Origin of the sequence: Kitasatospora sp. NBC_01287 (assembly GCF_026340565.1) — a bacterium.
In the GTDB taxonomy this organism is placed as follows: domain Bacteria; phylum Actinomycetota; class Actinomycetes; order Streptomycetales; family Streptomycetaceae; genus Kitasatospora.
Genome location: NZ_JAPEPB010000002.1, coordinates 588,261 through 608,456 on the forward strand (window position 1 = coordinate 588,261; position 20,196 = coordinate 608,456).

Annotated in this window: 19 protein-coding genes, 1 pseudogene and 1 riboswitch; of the genes and pseudogenes, 11 read left to right on the forward strand and 9 right to left on the reverse strand. The window is 73.0% G+C overall.

Annotation, left to right across the window (positions count from 1 at the left end; all coding sequences use genetic code 11):
- Positions 1–40: 40 nt before the first annotated feature.
- The 4 genes from OG455_RS39610 to OG455_RS39625 form a co-directional block, all read right to left on the reverse strand.
- Complete coding sequence (locus OG455_RS39610) at positions 41–1,216, reverse strand: transporter substrate-binding domain-containing protein (protein ID WP_266301614.1); 1,176 nt, start codon at positions 1,214–1,216, stop codon at positions 41–43.
- 72 nt (positions 1,217–1,288) lie between these two features.
- Entirely contained in the window at positions 1,289–2,053 is a 765-nt protein-coding gene (locus OG455_RS39615) for an amino acid ABC transporter ATP-binding protein (RefSeq protein WP_266301843.1), read from the reverse strand.
- A gap of 71 nt (positions 2,054–2,124) precedes the next feature.
- On the reverse strand, positions 2,125–3,204 hold the full coding sequence (locus OG455_RS39620; RefSeq protein ID WP_266301615.1) for an amino acid ABC transporter permease: 1,080 nt from the start codon (positions 3,202–3,204) through the stop codon (positions 2,125–2,127).
- A gap of 284 nt (positions 3,205–3,488) precedes the next feature.
- Positions 3,489–3,674: a putative leader peptide gene (locus tag OG455_RS39625; protein ID WP_266301616.1), complete on the reverse strand. Its 186-nt coding sequence runs from the start codon at positions 3,672–3,674 to the stop codon at positions 3,489–3,491.
- Positions 3,634–3,743: riboswitch (SAM riboswitch) on the reverse strand. It overlaps the preceding gene by 41 nt.
- 497 nt (positions 3,744–4,240) lie before the next feature.
- On the opposite strand from OG455_RS39625, the gene OG455_RS39630 reads away from it, so the two are divergent.
- The 8 genes and pseudogenes from OG455_RS39630 (at position 4,241) to OG455_RS39660 (ending at position 12,281) form a co-directional block, all read left to right on the forward strand.
- Entirely contained in the window at positions 4,241–5,017 is a 777-nt protein-coding gene (locus OG455_RS39630) for a GNAT family N-acetyltransferase (protein ID WP_266301617.1), read from the forward strand.
- Between the two features lie 95 nt (positions 5,018–5,112).
- Positions 5,113–5,277 (forward strand): putative leader peptide, encoded by a 165-nt coding sequence (locus OG455_RS42310; RefSeq protein WP_353963044.1) that lies wholly within the window; start codon positions 5,113–5,115, stop codon positions 5,275–5,277.
- Between the two features lie 323 nt (positions 5,278–5,600).
- Positions 5,601–6,830 (forward strand): LLM class flavin-dependent oxidoreductase, encoded by a 1,230-nt coding sequence (locus tag OG455_RS39635; protein WP_266301618.1) that lies wholly within the window; start codon positions 5,601–5,603, stop codon positions 6,828–6,830.
- A 35-nt stretch (positions 6,831–6,865) separates the two neighbouring features.
- A pseudogene (locus OG455_RS39640) lies at positions 6,866–8,248 on the forward strand (NtaA/DmoA family FMN-dependent monooxygenase); the annotation flags it as partial.
- Positions 8,249–8,607: 359 nt separating this feature from the next.
- Complete coding sequence (locus OG455_RS39645; protein ID WP_266301619.1) at positions 8,608–9,462, forward strand: SAM hydroxide adenosyltransferase; 855 nt, start codon at positions 8,608–8,610, stop codon at positions 9,460–9,462.
- A 212-nt stretch (positions 9,463–9,674) separates the two neighbouring features.
- Positions 9,675–10,547: an ABC transporter substrate-binding protein gene (locus OG455_RS39650; RefSeq protein WP_266301620.1), complete on the forward strand. Its 873-nt coding sequence runs from the start codon at positions 9,675–9,677 to the stop codon at positions 10,545–10,547.
- A gap of 10 nt (positions 10,548–10,557) precedes the next feature.
- On the forward strand, positions 10,558–11,457 hold the full coding sequence (locus OG455_RS39655) for an amino acid ABC transporter permease (protein WP_266301621.1): 900 nt from the start codon (positions 10,558–10,560) through the stop codon (positions 11,455–11,457).
- A complete protein-coding gene (locus OG455_RS39660) occupies positions 11,454–12,281 on the forward strand; it encodes an amino acid ABC transporter ATP-binding protein (protein WP_266301622.1) in 828 nt (275 codons plus the stop codon). Before OG455_RS39655 ends, OG455_RS39660 begins: the two co-directional genes overlap by 4 nt.
- A 22-nt stretch (positions 12,282–12,303) precedes the next feature.
- Here OG455_RS39660 and OG455_RS39665 read toward each other — a convergent pair whose 3' ends face one another.
- The 4 genes from OG455_RS39665 to OG455_RS39680 all read right to left on the reverse strand — a co-directional run bounded on the left by OG455_RS39665 (position 12,304) and on the right by OG455_RS39680 (position 16,292).
- Positions 12,304–13,518, reverse strand: a complete 1,215-nt coding sequence (locus tag OG455_RS39665) for a cytochrome P450 (RefSeq protein ID WP_266301623.1) — start codon at positions 13,516–13,518, stop codon at positions 12,304–12,306.
- On the reverse strand, positions 13,515–14,852 hold the full coding sequence (locus tag OG455_RS39670; RefSeq protein ID WP_266301624.1) for an MAB_1171c family putative transporter: 1,338 nt from the start codon (positions 14,850–14,852) through the stop codon (positions 13,515–13,517). Before OG455_RS39670 ends, OG455_RS39665 begins: the two co-directional genes overlap by 4 nt.
- Positions 14,853–14,855: 3 nt before the next feature.
- Positions 14,856–15,392 carry a hypothetical protein gene (locus OG455_RS39675; RefSeq protein WP_266301625.1) on the reverse strand — a complete coding sequence of 179 codons (537 nt, stop codon included), beginning with the start codon at positions 15,390–15,392 and terminating at the stop codon, positions 14,856–14,858.
- 84 nt (positions 15,393–15,476) lie between these two features.
- Positions 15,477–16,292 (reverse strand): hypothetical protein, encoded by an 816-nt coding sequence (locus OG455_RS39680; RefSeq protein WP_266301626.1) that lies wholly within the window; start codon positions 16,290–16,292, stop codon positions 15,477–15,479.
- A 399-nt stretch (positions 16,293–16,691) separates the two neighbouring features.
- Between OG455_RS39680 and OG455_RS39685 the strand changes: the two genes are divergently transcribed.
- Both OG455_RS39685 and OG455_RS39690 read left to right on the forward strand, forming a co-directional pair.
- A complete protein-coding gene (locus tag OG455_RS39685; protein WP_266301627.1) occupies positions 16,692–17,042 on the forward strand; it encodes a hypothetical protein in 351 nt (116 codons plus the stop codon).
- Between the two features lie 112 nt (positions 17,043–17,154).
- Positions 17,155–17,967, forward strand: coding sequence for a hypothetical protein (locus OG455_RS39690; protein ID WP_266301628.1), 813 nt, complete (start codon positions 17,155–17,157; stop codon positions 17,965–17,967).
- A gap of 67 nt (positions 17,968–18,034) precedes the next feature.
- Here OG455_RS39690 and OG455_RS39695 read toward each other — a convergent pair whose 3' ends face one another.
- Positions 18,035–19,171 (reverse strand): nitric oxide synthase oxygenase, encoded by a 1,137-nt coding sequence (locus OG455_RS39695; RefSeq protein ID WP_266301629.1) that lies wholly within the window; start codon positions 19,169–19,171, stop codon positions 18,035–18,037.
- A gap of 311 nt (positions 19,172–19,482) precedes the next feature.
- On the opposite strand from OG455_RS39695, the gene OG455_RS39700 reads away from it, so the two are divergent.
- Positions 19,483–20,127: a TetR/AcrR family transcriptional regulator gene (locus OG455_RS39700; RefSeq protein ID WP_266301630.1), complete on the forward strand. Its 645-nt coding sequence runs from the start codon at positions 19,483–19,485 to the stop codon at positions 20,125–20,127.
- Positions 20,128–20,196: the final 69 nt, after the last annotated feature.

Here is a 20,196-nt window from a genome sequence, read left to right on the forward strand (position 1 = left end):
AACACCGCGCGCTGATCCGACAAGATCGACCGGAAAGCTCCTAGGAGTTGCTCAGCGGCAGCCCCGGCGGGTTGACGGCCGACGTGGGGACGGCCTCGTTCGCGAGGTTCCAGGCGGTCAGCCACTTGCCGTAGTCGCCCTGCTGGATCAGGTAGTTGATGGCGTCGGCGGTCGGCTTGGCCAGCCCGTCGCCCTTCTTGGTGGTGGCGCAGATCAGCCCCTGCAGCGTGGCTCCGGCACCGGAGAACTTACCAGCGCTGCGGGTCGGGTTGGGCGACTTCGCGCTCTGCGTGACGTGGTAGGAGACATCGGGGTTGGGACCGAAGTAGGCGTCGATCTTGCCCGAGTCCAGCGCGAGGTAGGTGGCGTTGTTGTCCGGGAAGTACTTGATGGTCAGGTTCTTGCCCTCGGCCTGCAGCTGGCTCTGCCACTGCTCCAGGATCTTCTCCTGGTTGGTGCCGGCGCCGACCGCGAAGGTCTTCCCGGCGAGACTCTCGAAGGTGCCGTCGAAGCTCCACGCGTCGCTCTTCAGGACCTCGAAGCCCAGGTTGTCCTGGCGGTAGGAGGCGAAGTCGTACTTGGTCTTGCGCTGCTCGGTGTCGGTGATGTTGGAGAAGCCGAGATCCGTCTTCCCGCTGTCGATGCCCACGAACAGGTTGTCCCAGGTCGCGTTGGAGAGCACCGGCTTGAGCCCGAACACGGCGGCGACCAGGCGGCCGAGGTCGGGCTCGGAGCCGGTGAGGGTCTTCTGGTCCGAGCCGATGTAGCCGAGTGGCGCGGAGCCGGTCGGCAGCAGGCCCAGGCCGATGTGCAGTTGCCCGCCGCTGACCAGCGAGGCGGGCAGTTCGGCCCGGATCGAGGCGACCTGAGTGACCGTCAGTCGCGTCTCGGTCGCCGCTCCGTTGGACACGGCCCCGACATCGATCACGGTGCTGCCCGCCGGCGCGTCGGCCTTGGGGCCGGCGGACGTGCCGGTGGCGCTGGAGGCGCAGGCGGTCAGGCCCGTGCCGAGAGCGACCAACGCGGCGGCGAGGGGGAGCAGCCGGCGGCGTCTGAGACCGCGGTCCCGGTCGGTGCGGGCTCTGGGATCGGTACCACCGGTGCTCGTGCCGGCGGTCGTGCCGGTGGCGGTCGTGGTGGAACCGGTGGTCGCGCCGGCGGTCGTGCTGGCGCTGATTCCGGTGCTGGTGCTGGTGCTGGTGCTGGTGCTGGACATGCTTCTCCCTTGGTGCGGGTCGGCGGGTGTTGAGGGGGCTGCGGGGCGGGCGGACGTCGCGCGCCGATCGCCTCAGATGACCTTGCTGAGGAACTCCTTCGTGCGCGGGTGCCGGGGGTTGTCCAACACCTCGGCCGCCGTGCCCTGTTCGAGGATCTGCCCGGCGTCGAGGAAGACGACCAGGTCGGCGACCTCGCGGGCGAGGCCGATCTCGTGGGTCACCACGATGAGCGTGGTCCCGCTGGTGGCGAGGTCCCTGATCACCGCCAGTACCTCGCCGACGAGTTCGGGGTCCAGCGCGGACGTCGGCTCGTCGAAGAGGATCACACCCGGCCGCAGCGCCAGCGCGCGGGCGATCGCCACCCGCTGCTGCTGGCCGCCGGAGAGCTGGCGCGGATAGGCGTCGGCCTTGTCCGCGAGCCCGACCCGGGTCAGCAGGCCCAGGGCCAGCTCACGTGCCTCGGCCCGGCCGACGCGACCGGTCGCCACCGGTGCGGCGGCGACGTTGTCGAGCGCGCTCAGGTGCGGGAAGAGGTTGAAGTGCTGGAACACGAAGCCGATCCGGCCACGCTGGGCCAGGATCGCCCGTTCGCTCAGCTCCTTGAGCCGGGTGCCCTGCCGGCGCACGCCGATCAGCTCACCGCTGACGCTGACGTGGCCCGCGTCCGGCTTCTCCAGGTGGTTGATCGTGCGCAGCAGCGTCGACTTGCCCGACCCGGACGGTCCCAGGATCACCGCGACCTGCCCGGCCTCCACGGTCAGGTCCACGGCGTCGAGCGCACGGTGCGTGCCGTACCACTTGTGCACGCCGTGGACCTGGACCGCCGCCGGCCGCACCTCATCGGCCTCGATCACCTCCGTCCCGACCGCGTTCACGACCCCGCCCCTCCCGTTCGACGTCACGGCGCTCATCCGCGCACCGCCCCGGACTCGGTGGCGCGGGTCCGCAGCTCGCGCAGGCCCGCCCGCAGCCGCTGCAGGGGCGTCGGTGGGACGGTGCGCAGCGCGCCGCGCGAGTAGTGGCGCTCCACGTAGTACTGCGCGACCGACACGACGCTGGTCAGCAGCACGTACCAGACGGTGGCCACCATCAGCAGCGGCACCACGTCCCCCGGGTAGGTGCTGCCCATGCTCTGGACCTCGCCGAAGAGGTCCAGCAGCGAGACGTAGAAGACCAGCGAGGTGCCCTTGATCAGCCCGATCAGCTGGTTGACGTAGGAGGGGACGATGGCCCGCAGCGCCTGGGGCAGGATGATCCGGGTGAACTGGTAGCGCCTGGGCAGCCCGAGAGCCGCGGCCGCCTCGTGCTGGCCCTGGTCGACCGAGAGGATCCCGGCCCTGACCACCTCGCAGGCGTAGGCGGCCTCGTTGAGGCTCAGGCCGACGGTCGCCACCACCAGGTCGGTGGCCAGGGCCGATTCGTCGAAGTGCACGAAGCCCGGCCCGAACGGCACACCCAGGCTCAGCGTGCGGTACAGCGCGCTGGCGTTGTAGAGGATCAGCAGGACCACGATCAGCGGCACCGAGCGGAAGAGCCAGACGTACGTCCAGCTGACCGCCCGCAGCACCGGGCTCTTCGACAGGCGGCCCAGTGCCAGCAGGATGCCGCCCACGAGCCCGAGCACCGCGCTCAGCGCCGTGACCTCCAGGGTGACGACCAGCCCGTTCATGATCACCGGACGGACGAACCAGTAGCGGAACCGGTCCCACTGGTAGAACGGGTTGGTCACCAGGCCGTGGGCGAACTGCGCGACCAGCACGACGACCACCGCGGTCGCCAGCCACCGGCCGGGATGGCGCAGCGGGATCACCCGCTCCGCGGGCAGCGGCCGCTCGGCGGTGGGCCGTTGGGTGGTGGACTGTTCGGCAGCGGACCCCGGCGAGGTCGGCGCCGGCACGGACCCGGAGGCCACCGCGGACCCGGGGGCGAGCCCGAGGCCGGACGGCCCTCGGGCGCCTGTGAGGAGGGAGGGGGGTGGTTCGTTCATCGGAGGAGCTCCAGCGGGGTCGAGGAAACCCGGGCATCGGAGGGCACCCTGGACCGTGCGCCGCGGGTGCGGCCGGGGTACGGGTGATCGGCCCGACCGCGCCTGCGCGGCGGCGGTTCGGCGGGGCACCGGCCTTCGGCCGACACTCAGGTCGGGGCAGGGCCGGGCAGAGGTCGGACGGACCGGACCGGACCGGGTCGGACCCGGCGGAACCAGGTCAGGTCAGGTCGAAGCAGCTCAGGTCGGCTCCGGTCAGGTCAGCGGCGGCACGGGGCCGGCGTCGCTCAACCGCGACAGAGGGCGCTGCTCACCCGGAGCAGATCGACGTGGCGCCGGGCGACCCGGGCCTGGAAGGACCCGTGCGGGCGCGGCGTCGTGCTGCGGTGCCGTGCGTGCATGTCGATCACCTCCCAGTTGCCTGGCCCGTGGGCCGCGCGCTTACCGGACACCTCGTCCTGTCGGGTCGTCACCTGGAGCACCCCACCGCGGACGAGGGTTGCCGGTCAGCGAGCCAGGGCTTGACGCTGACGCTCATGACCGGGGCTCACGTTAACCGCTCGCCCGGCCCTGGGCAATCCCCACCGGTGTGGTGGAGGTCGCATCCGACCAGCACGGACACGAGCGGTACGGTTGTTCCTCCCCGTGGTACCGATCCAGACAGGCCGGGTATGAGCACACGCCAACTGCGTTCCGGATGGCCGCGCTTGGCCTGCCCGGCACTGGTGCGGCGGCGCTGGCTGGACAACACCGGGGCGCCGACCGGCCTCTGTCGCCGCTGACCCGCGTCGCCACCGACCCGCGTCGCCACCGACCCGCCACCGACCCGCCGGTGATCCGCCGCCGTTCCGGCCGCCGACCTGACGCCGACCCACCGGTGACCTGACGCATCCGCCCCCGACCGCGCGGGAACTACCGCGACGCGGATGCCTTCCGCGAACCCCCGCAACTCCAGCCGCCGACAACGCCCTTCGCGATCCGCGAGGGTGGGCCGGCGCCGCCCCAGCACCTTCGAGAAGACACCGAGGAGTGGAACCGCATGCCCACGCCCACCTCCCACCTGCTCACCGCCGACGCCGACGCCGCACCAGGTCCGGGGCACCCCGTCCCGCCCGCCGCCCCGCACCCGCTGGACAACCCCGTCCGCGCCGCCCTGCTGGGGGCGCACGCGCACCTGGCCGAGCGGCGCGGCGAGGTGCTCCGCTACCCGGTCGACGTCTCGCCGTTCGCCGCCCTGCCGGAACGGCCGGACGAGCAGACCTGGCGCGACGTGGCCGCGCTCTTCGGGCCCGGCGCCGTGGTGCCGGTGACGGGGATCCTGGGCTCCGCTCCCGCGGGGTGGGAGGTCGTGATGGACCTCGCCGGGGTCCAACTGGTGGACGCGGGCGTCGCCGCCGCGCCCGACGACGAGGCCATCCCGCTGGGTCCGGCCGATGTGCCGGAGATGCTCGCGCTGGTGGAGCGGGCCAAGCCCGGCCCGTTCCTGCCGCGCACCATCGCGCTCGGCCACTACCTCGGGATCCGGCGCGGCGGTGTGCTGGTGGCGATGGCCGGTGAGCGACTGCACCCGCCGGGCTGGACCGAGATCAGCGCCGTCTGCACGGCCGAGGGCCACCGCGGGCAGGGGCTGGCCACCCGGCTGGTGCACGCGGTCGCGGCCGGCATCCGGGCCCGGGGCGAGACGCCGTTCCTGCACGCGGCCGCGAGCAACACCGACGCGATCCGGCTCTACGAGTCCCTCGGCTTCGAACTGCGCCGCCGGGTCGGCTTCCGCTCCGTCCGGGTCCCCGCCACCGGGCCCGAGGCGCGCCCCTGACCGCCGGGGCCTCGCGATTCGTCCCGAACCGACGGGGATTGTTTTCGCCACCGGGGCGGTTATACGGTGCACGCAGCTGACGAGGTGACGAGGCGATGGGGGGTGCGGCGCAGGTGACGAGGACGAGACCGCTGGACGCACGCCCGGGAGCCGAACTCCACTCCTGCGGCCGCTGCCTGATCGCGCGTCGGGCCACTGGTGCCTACTCGCGCCGGCACATCGACCTGCAGCGTGTCGCCAGCGCCCTGTGTCCGGCCTGACGCACCACCGGCCCGCCTGCGGGCCCCACGTCCCGGCCGCGTGCGCCGGCACCGCCGCCGACACCACTGTCAGCACCGGGGCCGCCCTCGCGTCCCGGGTCCGTTGACCTCCAGGTGCTCCCCGGCGCCCTGACGCCCAGGCCTGCCGACTCCTCGCACGCCGACCCTTCGCACGCCGCCTCCCCGCACCCGTACTCCCCGCACGCCCACACCACCCGTGCCCCCGCAGCGCACCGCGCCCATCGCGCGCGCTGCCGCCCCGAGGCACGCCCGCGGCCGTCCCGCCCGTGCGGCGGCCCACCGAGCAGGAAGCGACTCCGTCCATGGCCCAACCGCATCCCGCCCTCCACCTGGCGCTCGCCCTCGACGGCGCCGGCTGGCACCCCGCCGCCTGGCGGGAGCCCGACGCCCGGCCGGGCGAGCTGTTCACGGCCGGCTACTGGACCGACCTGGTCACCGAGGCCGAGCGCGGCCTGCTGGACTTCGTGACGATCGAGGACTCGCTCAGCCTGCAGTCCGCCGACCCCTCGGCACCCGACGACCGCACCGACCAGGTCAGGGGCCGACTGGACGCGGTGCTGATCGCCGCCCGGGTGGCCCCGCTGACCCGGCACATCGGCCTGCTGCCCACCGCCGTGGTCACCCACACCGAACCGTTCCACCTCTCCAAGGCCATCGCCACCCTCGACTACGTGAGCGGCGGGCGGGCCGGGGTCCGGGTGAAGGTCTCGGCGCGGGCCGACGAGGCCGCGCACTTCGGCCGCCGGACGCTACCCCCCTTCTCCTTCGCGGACCTGGCCGCACCGGAGGTGCAGGCCCTGGTCACCGAGCTGTTCGACGAGGCCCGCGACTACGTCGAGGTGGTGCGGCGGCTCTGGGACAGCTGGGAGGACGACGCGGAGATCCGCGACGCCGCCACCGGGCGCTTCATCGACCGCGACAAGCTGCACTACATCGACTTCCAGGGCGCGAAGTTCAGCGTCAAGGGCCCTTCGATCACGCCGCGCCCGCCGCAGGGCCAGCCGATCGTGGCCGCCCTGGCGCACGACACCGTCCCCTACCGCTTGGTCGCCCGCGCGGCCGACCTGGGCTTCGTCACCCCGCGCGACGCCGCCCAGGCCGGCGCCCAGCTCGCCGCGATCCGCGCCGAGCAGGCCGCCGCCGGACGCGACGGCGAGACGGTGCACGTGCTGGGCGACCTCGTGGTCTTCCTCGACGACGCCCCGGGCGCGGCCGCCGCCCGCAAGGCCCGGTTGGACGAGGTGGCGGGCGCCGAATTCGCCAGTGACGCCCACGTGTTCACCGGCACGCCCGGTGAGCTGGCCGACCTGCTGCAGGACTGGGCGCGGGCCGGGCTGTCCGGCTTCCGGCTGCGCCCGGCCACCGTGCCGCACGACCTGGAGCAGGTCACCCGGCGCCTGGTCCCGGAGCTGCAGCGCCGCGGCGCCTTCCGCACCTCGTACCAGGGCGGCACGCTGCGCGGTCTGCTCGGCCTGCCGCGCCCCGCCAACCGCTACGCCGCCGCGGCCGCCACCGCCGGCGCCACCCACTGACGCCCGCCCGGCCCAGACCACAGGGACCCATCGCGATGAGCAAGCCACGCAAGCAGATCCACCTCGCCGCGCACTTCCCCGGCGTGAACAACACCACCGTCTGGAGCGACCCGGCCGCCGGGAGCCAGATCGAGTTCAGCTCCTTCGTCGAGCTGGCGCGGACGGCGGAGCGGGCCAAGTTCGACTTCCTCTTCCTGGCCGAAGGGCTGCGCCTGCGCGAGCAGAACGACCGGATCTACGACCTCGACGTGGTCGGCCGACCGGACACGCTCACCGTGCTGGCCGCACTGGCCGCGGTCACCGAGCGGCTCGGGCTGGCGGGGACGATCAACTCCACCTTCAACGAACCCTACGAGGTGGCAAGGCAGTTCGCCTCGCTCGACCACCTCTCGGCCGGCCGGGCCGCCTGGAACGTGGTCACCTCCTGGGACGAGTTCACCGGCCAGAACTTCCGGCGCGGCGGCTTCCTGGCCGAACGGGACCGCTACCTGCGCGCGCAGCAGTTCCTCGCCGCCACCTGGGAGTTGTTCGACTCCTGGCGCGGCGACGAGATAGCCGCCGACCAGGCTTCCGGGGTCTTCCTGCGCGATCCGCAAGCTGGCGCCTTCGACCACCACGTCAGCCAGTTCGACATCACCGGGCGCTTCGACGTGCCGCGCGGCCCGCAGGGACGTCCGGTGATCTTCCAGGCCGGCGACTCGGACGAGGGCCGGGAGTTCGCGGCCGCCTCGGCCGACGCCATCTTCAGCCGGCACGGCACCCTGGCCGCCGGCCAGGCCTTCTACGCCGACGTCAAGGGCCGCCTGGCCCGCCACGGCCGCTCCCCCGAGGACCTGAAGATCCTGCCCGCCGCCACCTTCGTGCTGGGGGACACCGAGGCCGACGCCCAGGAGAAGGCCGAGCTGATCCGCCGTCAGCAGGTCAGCGGACAGACCGCGATCAAGTTCCTGGAGCAGGTCTGGAACCGCGACCTGAGCTCCTACGACCCCGACGGGCCGCTGCCCGCGATCGATCCGCTGGTCGGCGAGCACACCGTGGCCCGCGGCCGGGCGAGCGTGCGGACGCACCGCGACCCGCTGGAGGTGGCCGGGCAGTGGCGCGAGCTGGCCGAGGCGAAGAGCCTGTCGATCCGGGAGCTCGCCATCGAGGTCAGCGGGCGGCAGTCCTTCATCGGCACCCCGGCGCAGGTCGCCGCGACCATCGACGAGTTCGTGCAGGCGGACGCGAGCGACGGCTTCATCCTGGTGCCGCACCTGACGCCCGGCGGCCTGGACGAGTTCGCCGACACCGTGGTCCCGCTGCTGCAGGAGCGCGGCGCCTTCCGCACCGAGTACACCGGCACCACGCTGCGCGACCACCTCGGGCTCGGCCCGCTCGGCGCGGCCGACCGGGCCCGCACGGAGCGGGCCACGTCATGAGGGTGGCCACCGGCCGAGCACGTGTCCAGGTACCGGACAGCGCGCACCGCCGACGGCCACGCGGTGCTACAGTCCGCGACATGCAGCACACCGCCACCCTCGCCATGATGCGAATGATGCCCCCGCTCCCGGAGGCGCTTCGCTAGCGAAGCCGTGTGCGCGCACGACGCGACGGACCCTCCGGAAACGGAGGGTCCGTTTTTTGTTGCCCCGATCCTCCTCGCCCGCCCGGAACTCCCGGCAACCGGAACTCCCGGCAACCGGAACACCTGGCGACCAGAACACCCGGCAACCAGAACCTCCGGCAGCACCAGAACACCCGACAGCCAGAACACCCGACAGAAGGCGAAGTACCCGCGATGCCCCAGCCACCGGTCATCTCCCTCACCGACTGCGCCGATCCCAACGCGCTGGCCCGCCAGTCCGCCAGGATCGCCGCGCTCCTCGGCGCCACGCCGAGCATCCTGCCGCTGGCCGGCCCCGACCCGGAGGGCGCCGCCGCGCTCACCCTGCTGGACCTGCTGCGCGCCACCGGCCTGACCGGCGGCCCGACCCACCCGCTGGTGGTGCTGGTCAACATCGCCCCGCGGGACGGGCACTGGCCCAACGGCGCGCCGTTCTGCTGGTTCCGCCACGGGGGGCACCTGGTGATCAGCACGCTGAACCACCGGGTGCTGGCACCGCTGACGGCCCACCTCGGCGTCACCGAGGTCCAGGTCACCGATGTCCGCGAGGTGCTGGAGGCGGCCGCCGGGCAGTGGGCCGAACTGACCGCGGCCGAGGTGGAGGAGATCGCCCGGACCCAGTTCCGCAGCCTCTGGTACGTGCCGCTGCTGGCCCGCTGGCTGGTCGACGGCCACCCGGTCCCGGCCCGCCCGCTGGCCCTGCCGGCGCCGGCGGCGCACCCGGACTCCGAAGCGGACGCCGTGCGGGTGGCCGTGGTGGACAACTTCGGCAACTGCAAGCTGGACCGGCCCGCCACCGCGCTGCCCGGCTACGCCGGTTCGGCCGTGCTGAGCGTCCACAGCCGGCGCGAGGAGCGGGCCGTCCAGGTGCGCTGCTACGACCGGCTGCCCGACGTCCCGCTCGGCGAGCCGGGGATCACCACCGGGAGTTCGGGGGTCGGTTTCGCCGAACTGGTGGTGCGCGGCGGCTCCGCGGCCGACCTCTTCGGACTGCGCGAAGGCGACCGGCTCTGTCATCTCACCAGCTGACATGTTGTGCCGGCGTTACCGAACAGTTGCCGACGCGATTGACATCGCACTCCCCCGCCCGGAATGCTGAAACGCATGTCCGGAACATCTCCCCTGGTACGCCGCCGCCACGTGGACAACGTGCGCTGTGCCGCCGATCTGTGTCGCTGAGCGCACCGGCCCGGCCGCTTTTCCGTACCCCCTTTCCGGACTCCCTCCCTAAGGACCTCCCCATGCTCCGTATTCGGACGGCTCTCACGGCTGCCCTCGGCGCCACCGTCGTGCTCACCGCCGCCGCCTGCGCGCCCCAGCCGCAGGCGGCGAGCACGGCGGCCGGCTCGGCCGGCCCCACCTGCACCACGACCAGCCCGGGCCTGCACACCAGCGGGCAGCTGACCGTCGCCACCGATTCCCCGGCCTATTCGCCCTGGTTCGACAGCAACAACCCGGCCGACGGGAAGGGCTTCGAAAGCGCGGTGGCCTACGCCGTGGCCGCCAAGCTCGGATTCGGCCAGAGCCAGGTGAAGTGGGTGGTCGAACCCTTCGACAATTCGTACGCACCGGGCGCGAAGAACTTCGACTTCGACATCAACGAGATCTCCGCCACGCCGGAGCGTGCCAAGGCGGTGGATTTCTCCACCAGCTACTACACGGCCAAGCAGGGCATCCTCACCCTCGCCGACTCGAAGTACGCGGGTGCCACGTCGCTGGGCGCGCTGAAGGACGCCAGGATCGGCGTGCAGGTGGCCACCACCAGCCTCCAGGCGGTGCAGGACGACCTGAAGCCCTCGCACCAGCCGGGGGTCTTCAACACGACCAGCGACGAGGTCAACGCGCTGAAGAACGGCCAGATCGACGCGATCGTCACGGACATGCCGACCGTCTTCTACCTGGCCGGCGCGGAGCTGGACAACGGCAAGATCCTGGGCCAGTTCGACTACGACGGCGGCACGCCCGAGCAGTTCGGCCTGCTGCTGCAGAAGGACAGCGGGTACACCTCCTGCGTCAACCAGGCGCTGGCCGCCGTCAAGGCCGACGGCACCCTCGACAAGATCACCACCCAGTGGCTGTCCGCCTCGGCGAACGTGCCCGAGCTGAAGCGGTAACGGGGCGAGAGTGGACCACGCGAGCACGGCCGCGCTGAACAAGCAGGCCACACCGCCGGACGAGGAGTACCGGCCGAGCGCCCGGGAGCAGGAGCGCGAGCGCTACCGCCGCACCCGCAGGCGCCGCAGCACCTGGATCGCCACCGGGTGCACCCTGCTCTGCCTGGTGGCGCTGGGGGCGGCCGCGGTCGCCTCACCGGGCTGGGAGCGCGTGCGCAGCCTGTTCCTGGACGGGGCGGAGTTCCGCGGCACGCTCCCGGAGATCCTGCGGGGCTTCTGGCTCAACATCCAGATGTTCCTGATCGCCGAGGTGCTGATCCTGGTCCTGGGGCTGCTGGTCGCGCTGGTGCGGGTGACCCGGGCGCCGGGCCTGCAACCGCTGCGGCTGGCCGCCACCGCCTACGTGGACGTCTTCCGCGGCGTGCCGACCCTGCTGCTGGTCTTCCTGGTCGGCTTCGGCCTGCCGGCCCTGCGGCTGCAGGGCACCCCCACCCAGCCCTGGGTGCTCGGGGTGATCGCCCTGGTGCTCTCCTACGGCGCCTACGTCGGCGAGGTGCTGTGCGCGGGACTGAACTCGGTGCACCCGGCCCAGCGCAACGCCGCGCGGGCGCTGGGGCTGAACGAGCGGCAGGCGCTGCGCCACGTGGTGCTGCCGCAGGCGGTGCGCAACGTGCTGCCGCCGCTGCTCAACGACTTCATCGCGCTGCAGAAGGACACCGCGCTGGTGGCCGTGCTCGGTCCGCTGGAGGCGCTGCGGGTCGCGCAGATCAAGGCCGACTACGCCTTCAACTACACCCCCTACCTGGGAGCGGCACTCTTGTTCATCGCGGTCACCATCCCGCTGACCCGGTTCGCCGACCGGCTCCAGCGGCGGGCGGCGCAGCGCACCTGGGCGGAGGCGGCGCGATGACCGGGCCCGGCGCGGAGCGCCAGCCGACGTCCGAGCAGCTGCCGGGCTCCGACCTGCGGCCGGGCTCCGAGCCGTTGCCGGGCTCCGAGCCGCTGCTGCGGATCCGCCGCCTGCGCAAGAGCTACGGCTCGCGCCTGGTGCTGCGCTCGATCGACCTGGACGTCGCCGAGCACCAGGTGGTCTGCCTGATCGGCGGTTCGGGCTCGGGCAAGTCGACCCTGCTGCGCTGCGTGGACCTGCTGGAGGTGGTCGACGACGGCACCGTCCACCTGGGCGAGCGCGAGCTGACCGATCCCCGGCTGGACGCCAACCTCGCCCGCCGCCGGATCGGCATCGTCTTCCAGGCCTACAACCTCTTCCCGCACCTGAGCGTGCTGGACAACATCACCCTCGCGCCGCGCCAGGTGCACGGGGTGCCGCGCCGTCAGGCCGAGCAGCACGCACGCGAGCTGCTGGCCCGGCTGGGCCTGGCGGACAAGGCGCTGGAGCACCCCGACCGGCTTTCCGGCGGGCAGCAGCAGCGCGCCGCGATCGCCCGCGCGCTGGCCACCGAACCGGAGCTGCTGCTCTTCGACGAGATCACCTCGGCCCTGGACCCCGAGCTGGTGGGCGAGGTGCTCGACGTGGTCGCGGACCTCAAGCAGCGCGGGCTGACCATCCTGATGGCCACGCACGAGATGGGCTTCGCCCGGCAGGTCGCGGACCAGGTCTGCTTCCTGGAGGACGGGGTGATCCGCGAACAGGGCACCGCCGAGCAGGTGTTCACCGAGCCGCGGCATCCGGCCACCCGGCGCTTCCTCTCCCGGGTGCTCGACCACTACTGAGCCCCTGCACCGCCCCCGTCCCTCACCACACCACGGGCAGCTCCCGCAGCCCCCGGTTGCGGAACGAGCCGTGCCAGGCGAGCCCGGCGGCCGGGTCAGCCGCCGGCCCTGCCAGCACAAGGCCGGGGAAGCGGTGCACCAGGGCGGTGAGGGAGGTCTGCGCCTCCAGCTTGGCCAGGGCGGCGCCGAGGCAGTAGTGGAGGCCGTGGCCGAAGCCCAGGTGGCCGCCCTCACGGTCGAGGCGGAACTCGGCGGGGGCGGCGAACCTGGCCTCGTCGCGGTTGGCGGAGACCAGGGAGAGCCAGACCCGCTCGCCGGCCGGGATGGTGACGCCCGCGATCTGAAGGTCCTCGCGGGCGAAGCGGCGCGAGGCGAGCATGGAGGGCGAGTTCCAGCGCAGCGTCTCCTCCAGCAGCGCCTCCGGCTCCAGCGCGCCGCCGCGCAGGTCCGCCACCGCCCCCGGGGTGGTGAGCAGCGCCAGCAGCGCGTTGCCGATCAGGTTGGCGGAGTTGTCGTAGCCGGCGAAGAGGATCAGGAAGGCCAGCGCGACGAGTTCCGGCTCGCTCAGCCTCTCGCGCTCGTCGCGCGCGGCGATCAGGCGGGTCAGCAGGTCGTCGGCCGGGTGCTCGCGCTTCTCGGCGATCAGCGCGGTCAGGTAGCCGTGCATCTCACCCATCGCCGCCCGCGAGGCCTTGGCGGCGTCCGGGGCCGGTGAGCGCAGCGTGTCGGTCCAGCGGCGGAAGTCCGGGCGCCCGGCGTCCGGGATGCCGAGCAGGTCGCAGATGACGGTCAGCGCCAGCGGCACGGCCAGTTGGGCCATCAGGTCCGCGCCGGGAGCGGCGAGCCGGTCGAGCAGTGCGGCCACGCACGCTTGGATCGTCGGGCGCAGGCCCTCGACGGTGCGCGGGGTGAACGCCGTGGCGACCAGGCGCCGCAGCCGGGTGTGGTCCGGGGGGTCCAGGTTGAGCAGATGGGCGTCCAGCTCGGGCGGCATCGAGGCGCCGTGCTCACCGCTGCTGCCGGCGGTGCGCTTGTCGAGCGAGAGCCGGGGGTCGGCGAGCGCCGCGCGCACGTCCTGGTAGCGGGTGACCAGCCAGACCGGCGCCCCGTCGGGGGTGGTGGTCCTGTGCACGGGGGCGGCCGCCCGCAGCCGGGCGTAGCCGCCGTGCGGGTCGGCCAGCAGCGCGGCGTCGAAGAGGGTGCCGGCGTCGGCCCGCTGCCGGGGTGCGCCGCTCACGCGTCCACCTGGTCGGCGCGGGGGCGGTCGGCGGCGAGCGCGGCCCGCACGAGCGGGGAGCCGCGGTAGGCGTCGGCGACCTGGATCAGCCAGACGACCTCCGCCTGCGGGTCGCCGTCCGCCGGATCGTGCGGGGCGGGGCCCGGGCTCTCGGGCGGCGCCTCGCCGGCGGCCCTGGCCCGCAGCGCGCCGGCGATCCGGGCCGCCTCGACGACCGCCTCCGCCCGGTCGCCGGTCAGGCCCTTCGACCGGGCCAGCTCGCGCGCGGCGCTCGCCAGGGCCGGCTCGTAGTGCGGGCGCAGCGCGAGCTGGCCGTCCCGGATCTCCACCGTCTGGCGGCTCACCAGCAGCTCCATGTCGCGCGCCGTGTGGCCGAGTTCGGGGTCGTCGTGCGGGCGCAGGGCCAGTCGGCCGTCGCGGATCTCGATCACCTGGCGCCCGACCAGTCGGCGCAGCTCGCCGGCTCCGCGCCGGGCGGTGCGCGGGGTGGGCGGGAAGAGCACGATCTCCGGGAACTGCTCGGCGATGGCGTGCCACAGGGGGTAGAGCCTGCGGTACGCGCGGTAGGTCGCGGCGAACTCCCGGCCCCGGCTGACGCCCGCGCCCCAGGCCGGCATGGTGAACCCGACCGCGAAGAGCGCCGCGGAGACGCTGGCCGACATGGGCGCCACCACGCTGGAGACGTAGTGCAGCGGCGAGGGGCCGAACAGGTCCCAGAGCATGTTGACGACCTTGGGCACGGCGTAGCCCTCGCCGAACACCGCCCCCACCGTGACGAACCGCAGGCCGCGGCGCAGCCAGGGTCCGTCGACGGCCCGCGCGTAGCGCCAGCACAGGGTGATCAGCCCGGCCATGCTGACGGTGAAGAGCAGCTGGTAGGAGAGCAGGAAGACCGAGATGTAGCGGACGTGCTCGAAGTGGACGTCGAAGTCGAGCGGGTGCTCCTCACCGCTGACGTTGCCCAGGAAGAAGAAGACGGCCATCACGACCAGCGTGGTCACCGAGTAGCCCACCAGCAGCCGGTGCCGCAGCCGGACCTGGTGCTGGGCGGCGGAGGACCAGCTGACCAGCAGGGCCACGAAGGAGGTGAGGCAGACGGCCACGCAGGTGTAGATGATCAGCGTGGCGATGTTGGGCACGCCCAGGATCCGGTCGATGCCCACGTACACCGCCGGCGAGGCGAGCACGAAGGGCGCCGCGAAGTTCGCGATGGCCAGGCAGAGCAGTTGGAGCTCGCGGTTGTGCCGGTCCCGGAGCAGGTCCCTGACCTTGTAGACGAAGGCACTCCAGGTGATAACGGAGAGGATGCCGTAGACCACGGTGAAGAGCAGCACGCGTCAGATCCTCCGAGCGTTGCGCTGCAGCGAACGCTCCAGGTGGTGGACGAGGTTGGCGACCCCGGGCGGGACGTCGGGGCGCGGTCCGCGGGCCCGGGCGCGGCCCGCCTCCAGCGGCAGCAGCGAGGCGACCAGCTCGGCGGCCCGCTCCTCCTCGCTGTTGTAGGCGGTGCGGCCCAGCACGCTGCGCACGAAGGCCGGGTCCAGGGTGGGCATCAGCAGCCGGGCGACCTCGTCCTGGTGGGTGGGCGAGGCGTTGTGCCCGAGCAGCAGGTGGCCGATCTCGTGCAGCACGATGTGCTCCTGGTGAGCGCGGCTGGTGCCCTGCTGGAAGAGGATGTAATCGGTGTCATCGGTGGCCACCCACAGACCGCACGGGCTGCCCTGGCGGACCGGCAGCGCCATCGGGACCAGTGAGATCTGCCGTCCGCGGTCCTCCTCCAGCCGGTCGCACAGGGCGTTCACGCTGAACGGGGTCGGGACGCCGACCTGGCCGACCTTCTCGGCGCAGTACCGTCGAAGCTCTCTGTCGTCCATCTCCGCGCCTCTCAGTTCGGCGACAGGCCACTGCCAACCGACGAATTCCATGAAAGACCCCCGTTCCCAGGCCACTCGGGCCACTCACATCCGGTGCCGCTTGCTCCCCCGGCCCAGGTGCTCGATCATCGGTACCAGCGCGCTGAGCGCCTCGTCGTCGAGCGCCGCCACCGCGCGCAGCGCGACCTCGCGGGCGCCGACCTGCTTGAGCGCGTTGAGCAGAGCCAGGTCGTCGGCCACCCGGGCCGCGACGGCGTCGTCGAAGAAGTAGGCGCCCGGCACCCGGAAGTAGTCCGCGAGGCACTGGAGTTGCCGGCGGGCCGGGTTGTCCCACTCCCCCGTCCGCAGCGCCGCGTCGGCCTCGGCGGTGGGCCGCCCCGCGCGCAGCGCGGCGATCTCCGCCGCGCTGATCCGGGCGCCGGCGGCCGTGACGGCCTCGGCCACCTCCTCGTTGCCCAGCGGGGGGCGCCCCTTCGGGCGGGCGGCCTCGAAGAGCTCGTTCAGGCGGGCCGCGAGAACGCCGGCCGAGACCGCAGGTGGCGGCGGTGCGGCGGGTAACGCGGCGGGAGTTCCGGCTGAGATCCCGGCGGGGGTCCCTGCGGAGGCCCCGGCTGAGATCCCGGCGGATTCCGGCGCCAGGAAGTAGGTGATGTCGACCTGGAAGACGTTGGCCAGCGCCTGGAGGCTGTTGACGCTGGGGTTGACCACCTTGCCGGAGCGGATGTTGAGCACGCTCTGATGGCTGATCGTGGGGCCGCCGTGGACCGCCGCGAACTCACGGCTCAGCTTGGCGATCTCGTCGTACCCGTAGGCGCCGCGTCCTGGGGGGTGGCTGGTCGAGATGAGCCGGTCCAGGCGGTCGGCTATCGACCCGCGACCAGCGGGGGTGATCTCACCCATCTACCTGCCTCATTCCTCCAGCCACGGGATGTTCGGGTCCGCTCAATCTACTGCACCAGCGGTGCGGATCGCGTCGCGGGACGGTCCATCTAACGTGGTTGACCGGATCGCGCTCCGTCGTCAAGCTGGTCATCCTGGAATCTAATTGACTAGATGTCAGATCACGCCGACCACCGGACGGGAGGCACGCATGACCCACCAGGTCTCCACCCCCGGCGCGCCCCGGGCCTGAGCGCGACGGACCGGGCCCGGGCCGAGCTGGGCCTGCCTTCCGTACCGGTCTGGGAGGAGTGACGCGACACAACCGCGGCGCCGACGCCGACGCGCACCACTGCCCGGCGGCCTCGAACGCCGACCGCACCTGACGACCGCGCCCCGACCACCTGGCAGCGGGCTGGCATGATCTCCGGCACGACCAACCTTCTGACCTGCATCCCCACCGACGAAGGGCAGCGGGAACTGATCGCCGAGCTGCGCCGGGTGCTGCGCCCCGGCGGGCTGCTCTACCTCGGCGACATGTGCCTGCAGCCCGACGACCGGAACCACGCCCGCTACCAGCGGTTCGCCCCGGAGTACGGCACCTACGGCGTCTTCGAGACCGGGGACGGCGCGGTCTGCCGCCACCACGCACCGGAGTGGCTGCGCGAGTTGCTCACCGGGTTCGACCTCGTGGCCACCCGCGAGGTCTCGACGGAGACCATGAACGGCAACGGCGCGCTGGTCACCCAGTTCCTGGCGGCCAGGAGGTGACGCGGGCCGTTGTGGCACAGTGTCCTCTCCCGGGTCACCTCCCGGCCGGCCCTCCGACCGGTCGGGGTGCTCGCGTCCCGTCCTCCGTCAGGACCCGCGCCGAGGAGTAGCGATGTCGCCGTCCCACCCCGTGCTCGCGGAGCTGCCCGGCGTCTGGCGGCGCACCCTCGTCCGGGAGGCGGACGGTTCGACGGATCGCGTCACCGCCGTCACCTGGGTGCAGGGACCGGCGCTCTTCGGGGACCTGCGCCGGCCTCAGGGGCTCGACGCGCTGGTCGGGCGGGCCTGTCTGGCGGACCTGGACCGGCCTCGGCTACTCGCGTTGTGCGGGCAGAAGGCGTTCGCCGGCACCCTGGAGCAGCGGGGCGACACGTTCAGCTGGGTCCGCCGGATCGACCTGCACCCGTCCGCCCCGCTGCCCGACGCGGGCACCCTGCGCCGGGAGGGCGGCGTCCTGGTCGAGAAGGGCCTGCACGAGCCCTACCTGGAGCACTGGGAACCCGTCGAGCGCTCGCCGCGGAGCTCTGCGGCGGCCCTGCTCACCGATCCGGCAGCCGGGTGCGCGGGCGTGCTGGTCCGGGCCGGCTCCTGGTTCTGCTACGCGCGGGACCGGTCCGTGCCGCTGCCCGCGCCCCGGGTCCCGCTCGTGGAGCAGGTCCGCGGCTGCGCCGACCACGCGGCGGCGGTGGCGCTGCTGGACTGCGAGGTGTCGATCGGCAGGGTGCGCGCGGACCGGTGGGAGATCGTCAGCTCCACACTGCCGCAACGGATCGGGGCCCAGCTGCGGCCCGAGCTGAGCGGCGCCGGGGACCGGCTGCGGATCCGCGACACGGACCCGCGGGGCCTGGCCCGCCCGCGTGACTGGGAGCTGGTGCGAATCGAGGGCCAGGCGGGGCAGTTGGCGGCCCGGCCGGCCACGAACTGAACGGCCGGGACCACCGCGAACCGTCGGACCACCACGAACGGTCGGACCACCACGAACCGTCGGACCATCACGCACCATCGGGCGGCCACGCACCGTCGGGCGGCCACGGCGCCGAATGCGGCGAGAAGTTGGGCAGCGCCCTGGTCGGCTCGTAGCGGCGCTGCCAGACCGGCGTGGTCGAGCCGCTGGTGGCCGGCACGATGGCGGACCAGTCGGCCGGGCAGCCGCGACCGCTCTTGCGCTCGCGCTCCTCGTGCCGGACGAACTGCTTGGTGGCGAAGTGGTGGTCGATGATGGAGACCCCGGCCCGGTCGTAGGAGTGCAGCACCGCCGCGGTGAGCTCCAGCAGCGCGCGATCGCGCCACAGGGTGCGGTCCCGGCTGGTGTCCAGGCCCATCCCCCGGGCGACGGCGGGTAGTTTGTCGTAGCGGTTGGTGTCGGAGAGGTTGCGGGCGCCGATCTCCGTACAGGTGTACCAGGCGCTGAACGGCGCCAGGGGGTAGCGCAGGCCACCCAGTTCCAGCACCTGGTCGGAGATCGTGGGAAAGGCGTGCCAGCGCAGGCCCAATCCCTCGAACCAGGGGTGCTCGGGGTGGCTGATCGGCACCTCGGGGACGGCGTCCGGCGGCAGGTCGAACCACCTGGGCCCACGCCCGGGCCACTGGACGACCAGCGGCAGCACGTCGTACTCGGTGCCCCGGCCGCGCCAACCCAGCCGCCGCACCGCCTCGGTGAGCGCCACCGTCCCGGGGTCACCCAGCACGGAGCCGTCGCCACGGCGGTAGCCGGCGTAGCGGATCAGCTGGCCGTTCCAGACCCGGGGCCCTGGCCGGTCGGGCCGGCTCGGTGCGAAGACGCTCAGCAGCAACCGGACCTTGCCGCCGTTCCAGGCCAGCCGCAGATGCTCCACCAGGGCCTCGAACAGGGCCCGCTCGTCGCCGCCGACGCCCCCGACCTCGCGGCAGTCACGGATCTCCAGCCCCTTCCAGTAGAACTTGCCGATGCACTGGGGGTTGTTCCGCCAGGCGATCCGGGTGCCCAGGAGCAGCTCCCGGGTGTGCTGGCGATAGGTGCCCCGAACGGCCAGCTCCGCCGCGATCTCCTTGACCCGCCGCTCCGCCGCCTCGGCCGACAGCTCACCCTCGGCGGCGAGTTGGCGCACCAGTGCCGCGGCCTCGGCGGCCGCCGCAGCCGCGGAAGGCATGGACGGTGGTACGCACAGACGCGTGCCCTGCACAGCGATCTCCTGTCAACTACGATGAATCCAGGACAAGTTGACGCACACATGAACTGCGATGCCCGACCGCAGCCGAACGCTACGCCGCCCGGGCCGCGGCGCGTAGCCGACCGAGCGTCATTTGACGGAACCCATGCACCACGCTGACGGAACCCCAGCACTCGGCCGCCCGCGCCCCGGTCCACCCGCCTCGCCCCGCGCTCGCTTGCCAGTGGGCCCAGCGGTCCCTACTGTTCGAGCGGTTGCTCAATCCGATGGCTCAACAGGGTGGAGACGGTATGGCCGGCGCCGGAGGCAAGCGCTCCCTCGGGGCATCGGGCAACCGGAGTTCGGTCCAGACCCGCGCGGCGCTGGTGCGGGGCGCGGTCGAGGCCCTGCGGGAGAACGGCTTCGCCGGGGCCAGCGCGCGGGAGATCGCCGCGCGGGCGGGCTGCAACCAAGCGCTGATCTTCTACCACTTCGGCTCGGTGGCCAAGCTGCAGCTGGCCGCGCTGGACCAGGTCAGCGCGGCCCGCGACGAGCGCTACCGGGCGATGGTCGAGGAGTCGGGGAGCCTGGGCGACCTGGTGCGGGCGGCGCGGGCGGTCTTCGAGGAGGACCTGGACCAAGGCCATGTCACCGTGCTGGTCGAGATGATCGCCGCCGCCCAGTTCACCCCCGAGCTGCGGCCTGAAGTGGCCGCCCGGATCCGCCCCTGGCGCGCCTTCGCCGCCGACAGCGTCCGCGACGCGCTGGCGGGCTCCCCGGCGGCGCGGCTGCTGCCGCCCGAGGAGCTCGCCCACGCGATCGTGGCCCTCTACCTGGGCCTGGAGATGCTCGCCAACCTCGAAGGCGAGCGCGAACCCGCGCTGGCGCTCTTCGACCGCGCCGGGAAGGTCGCCTCGCTCCTCGACGTGTTCCGCCGGCGCAAGCGGAAGGCCTGACCGGGACCTCGGCCAGGAGCTGTCCGATCCCGACGGCCAGGAGCGGCGGGCCGGGCCGGCCCGAGAGGT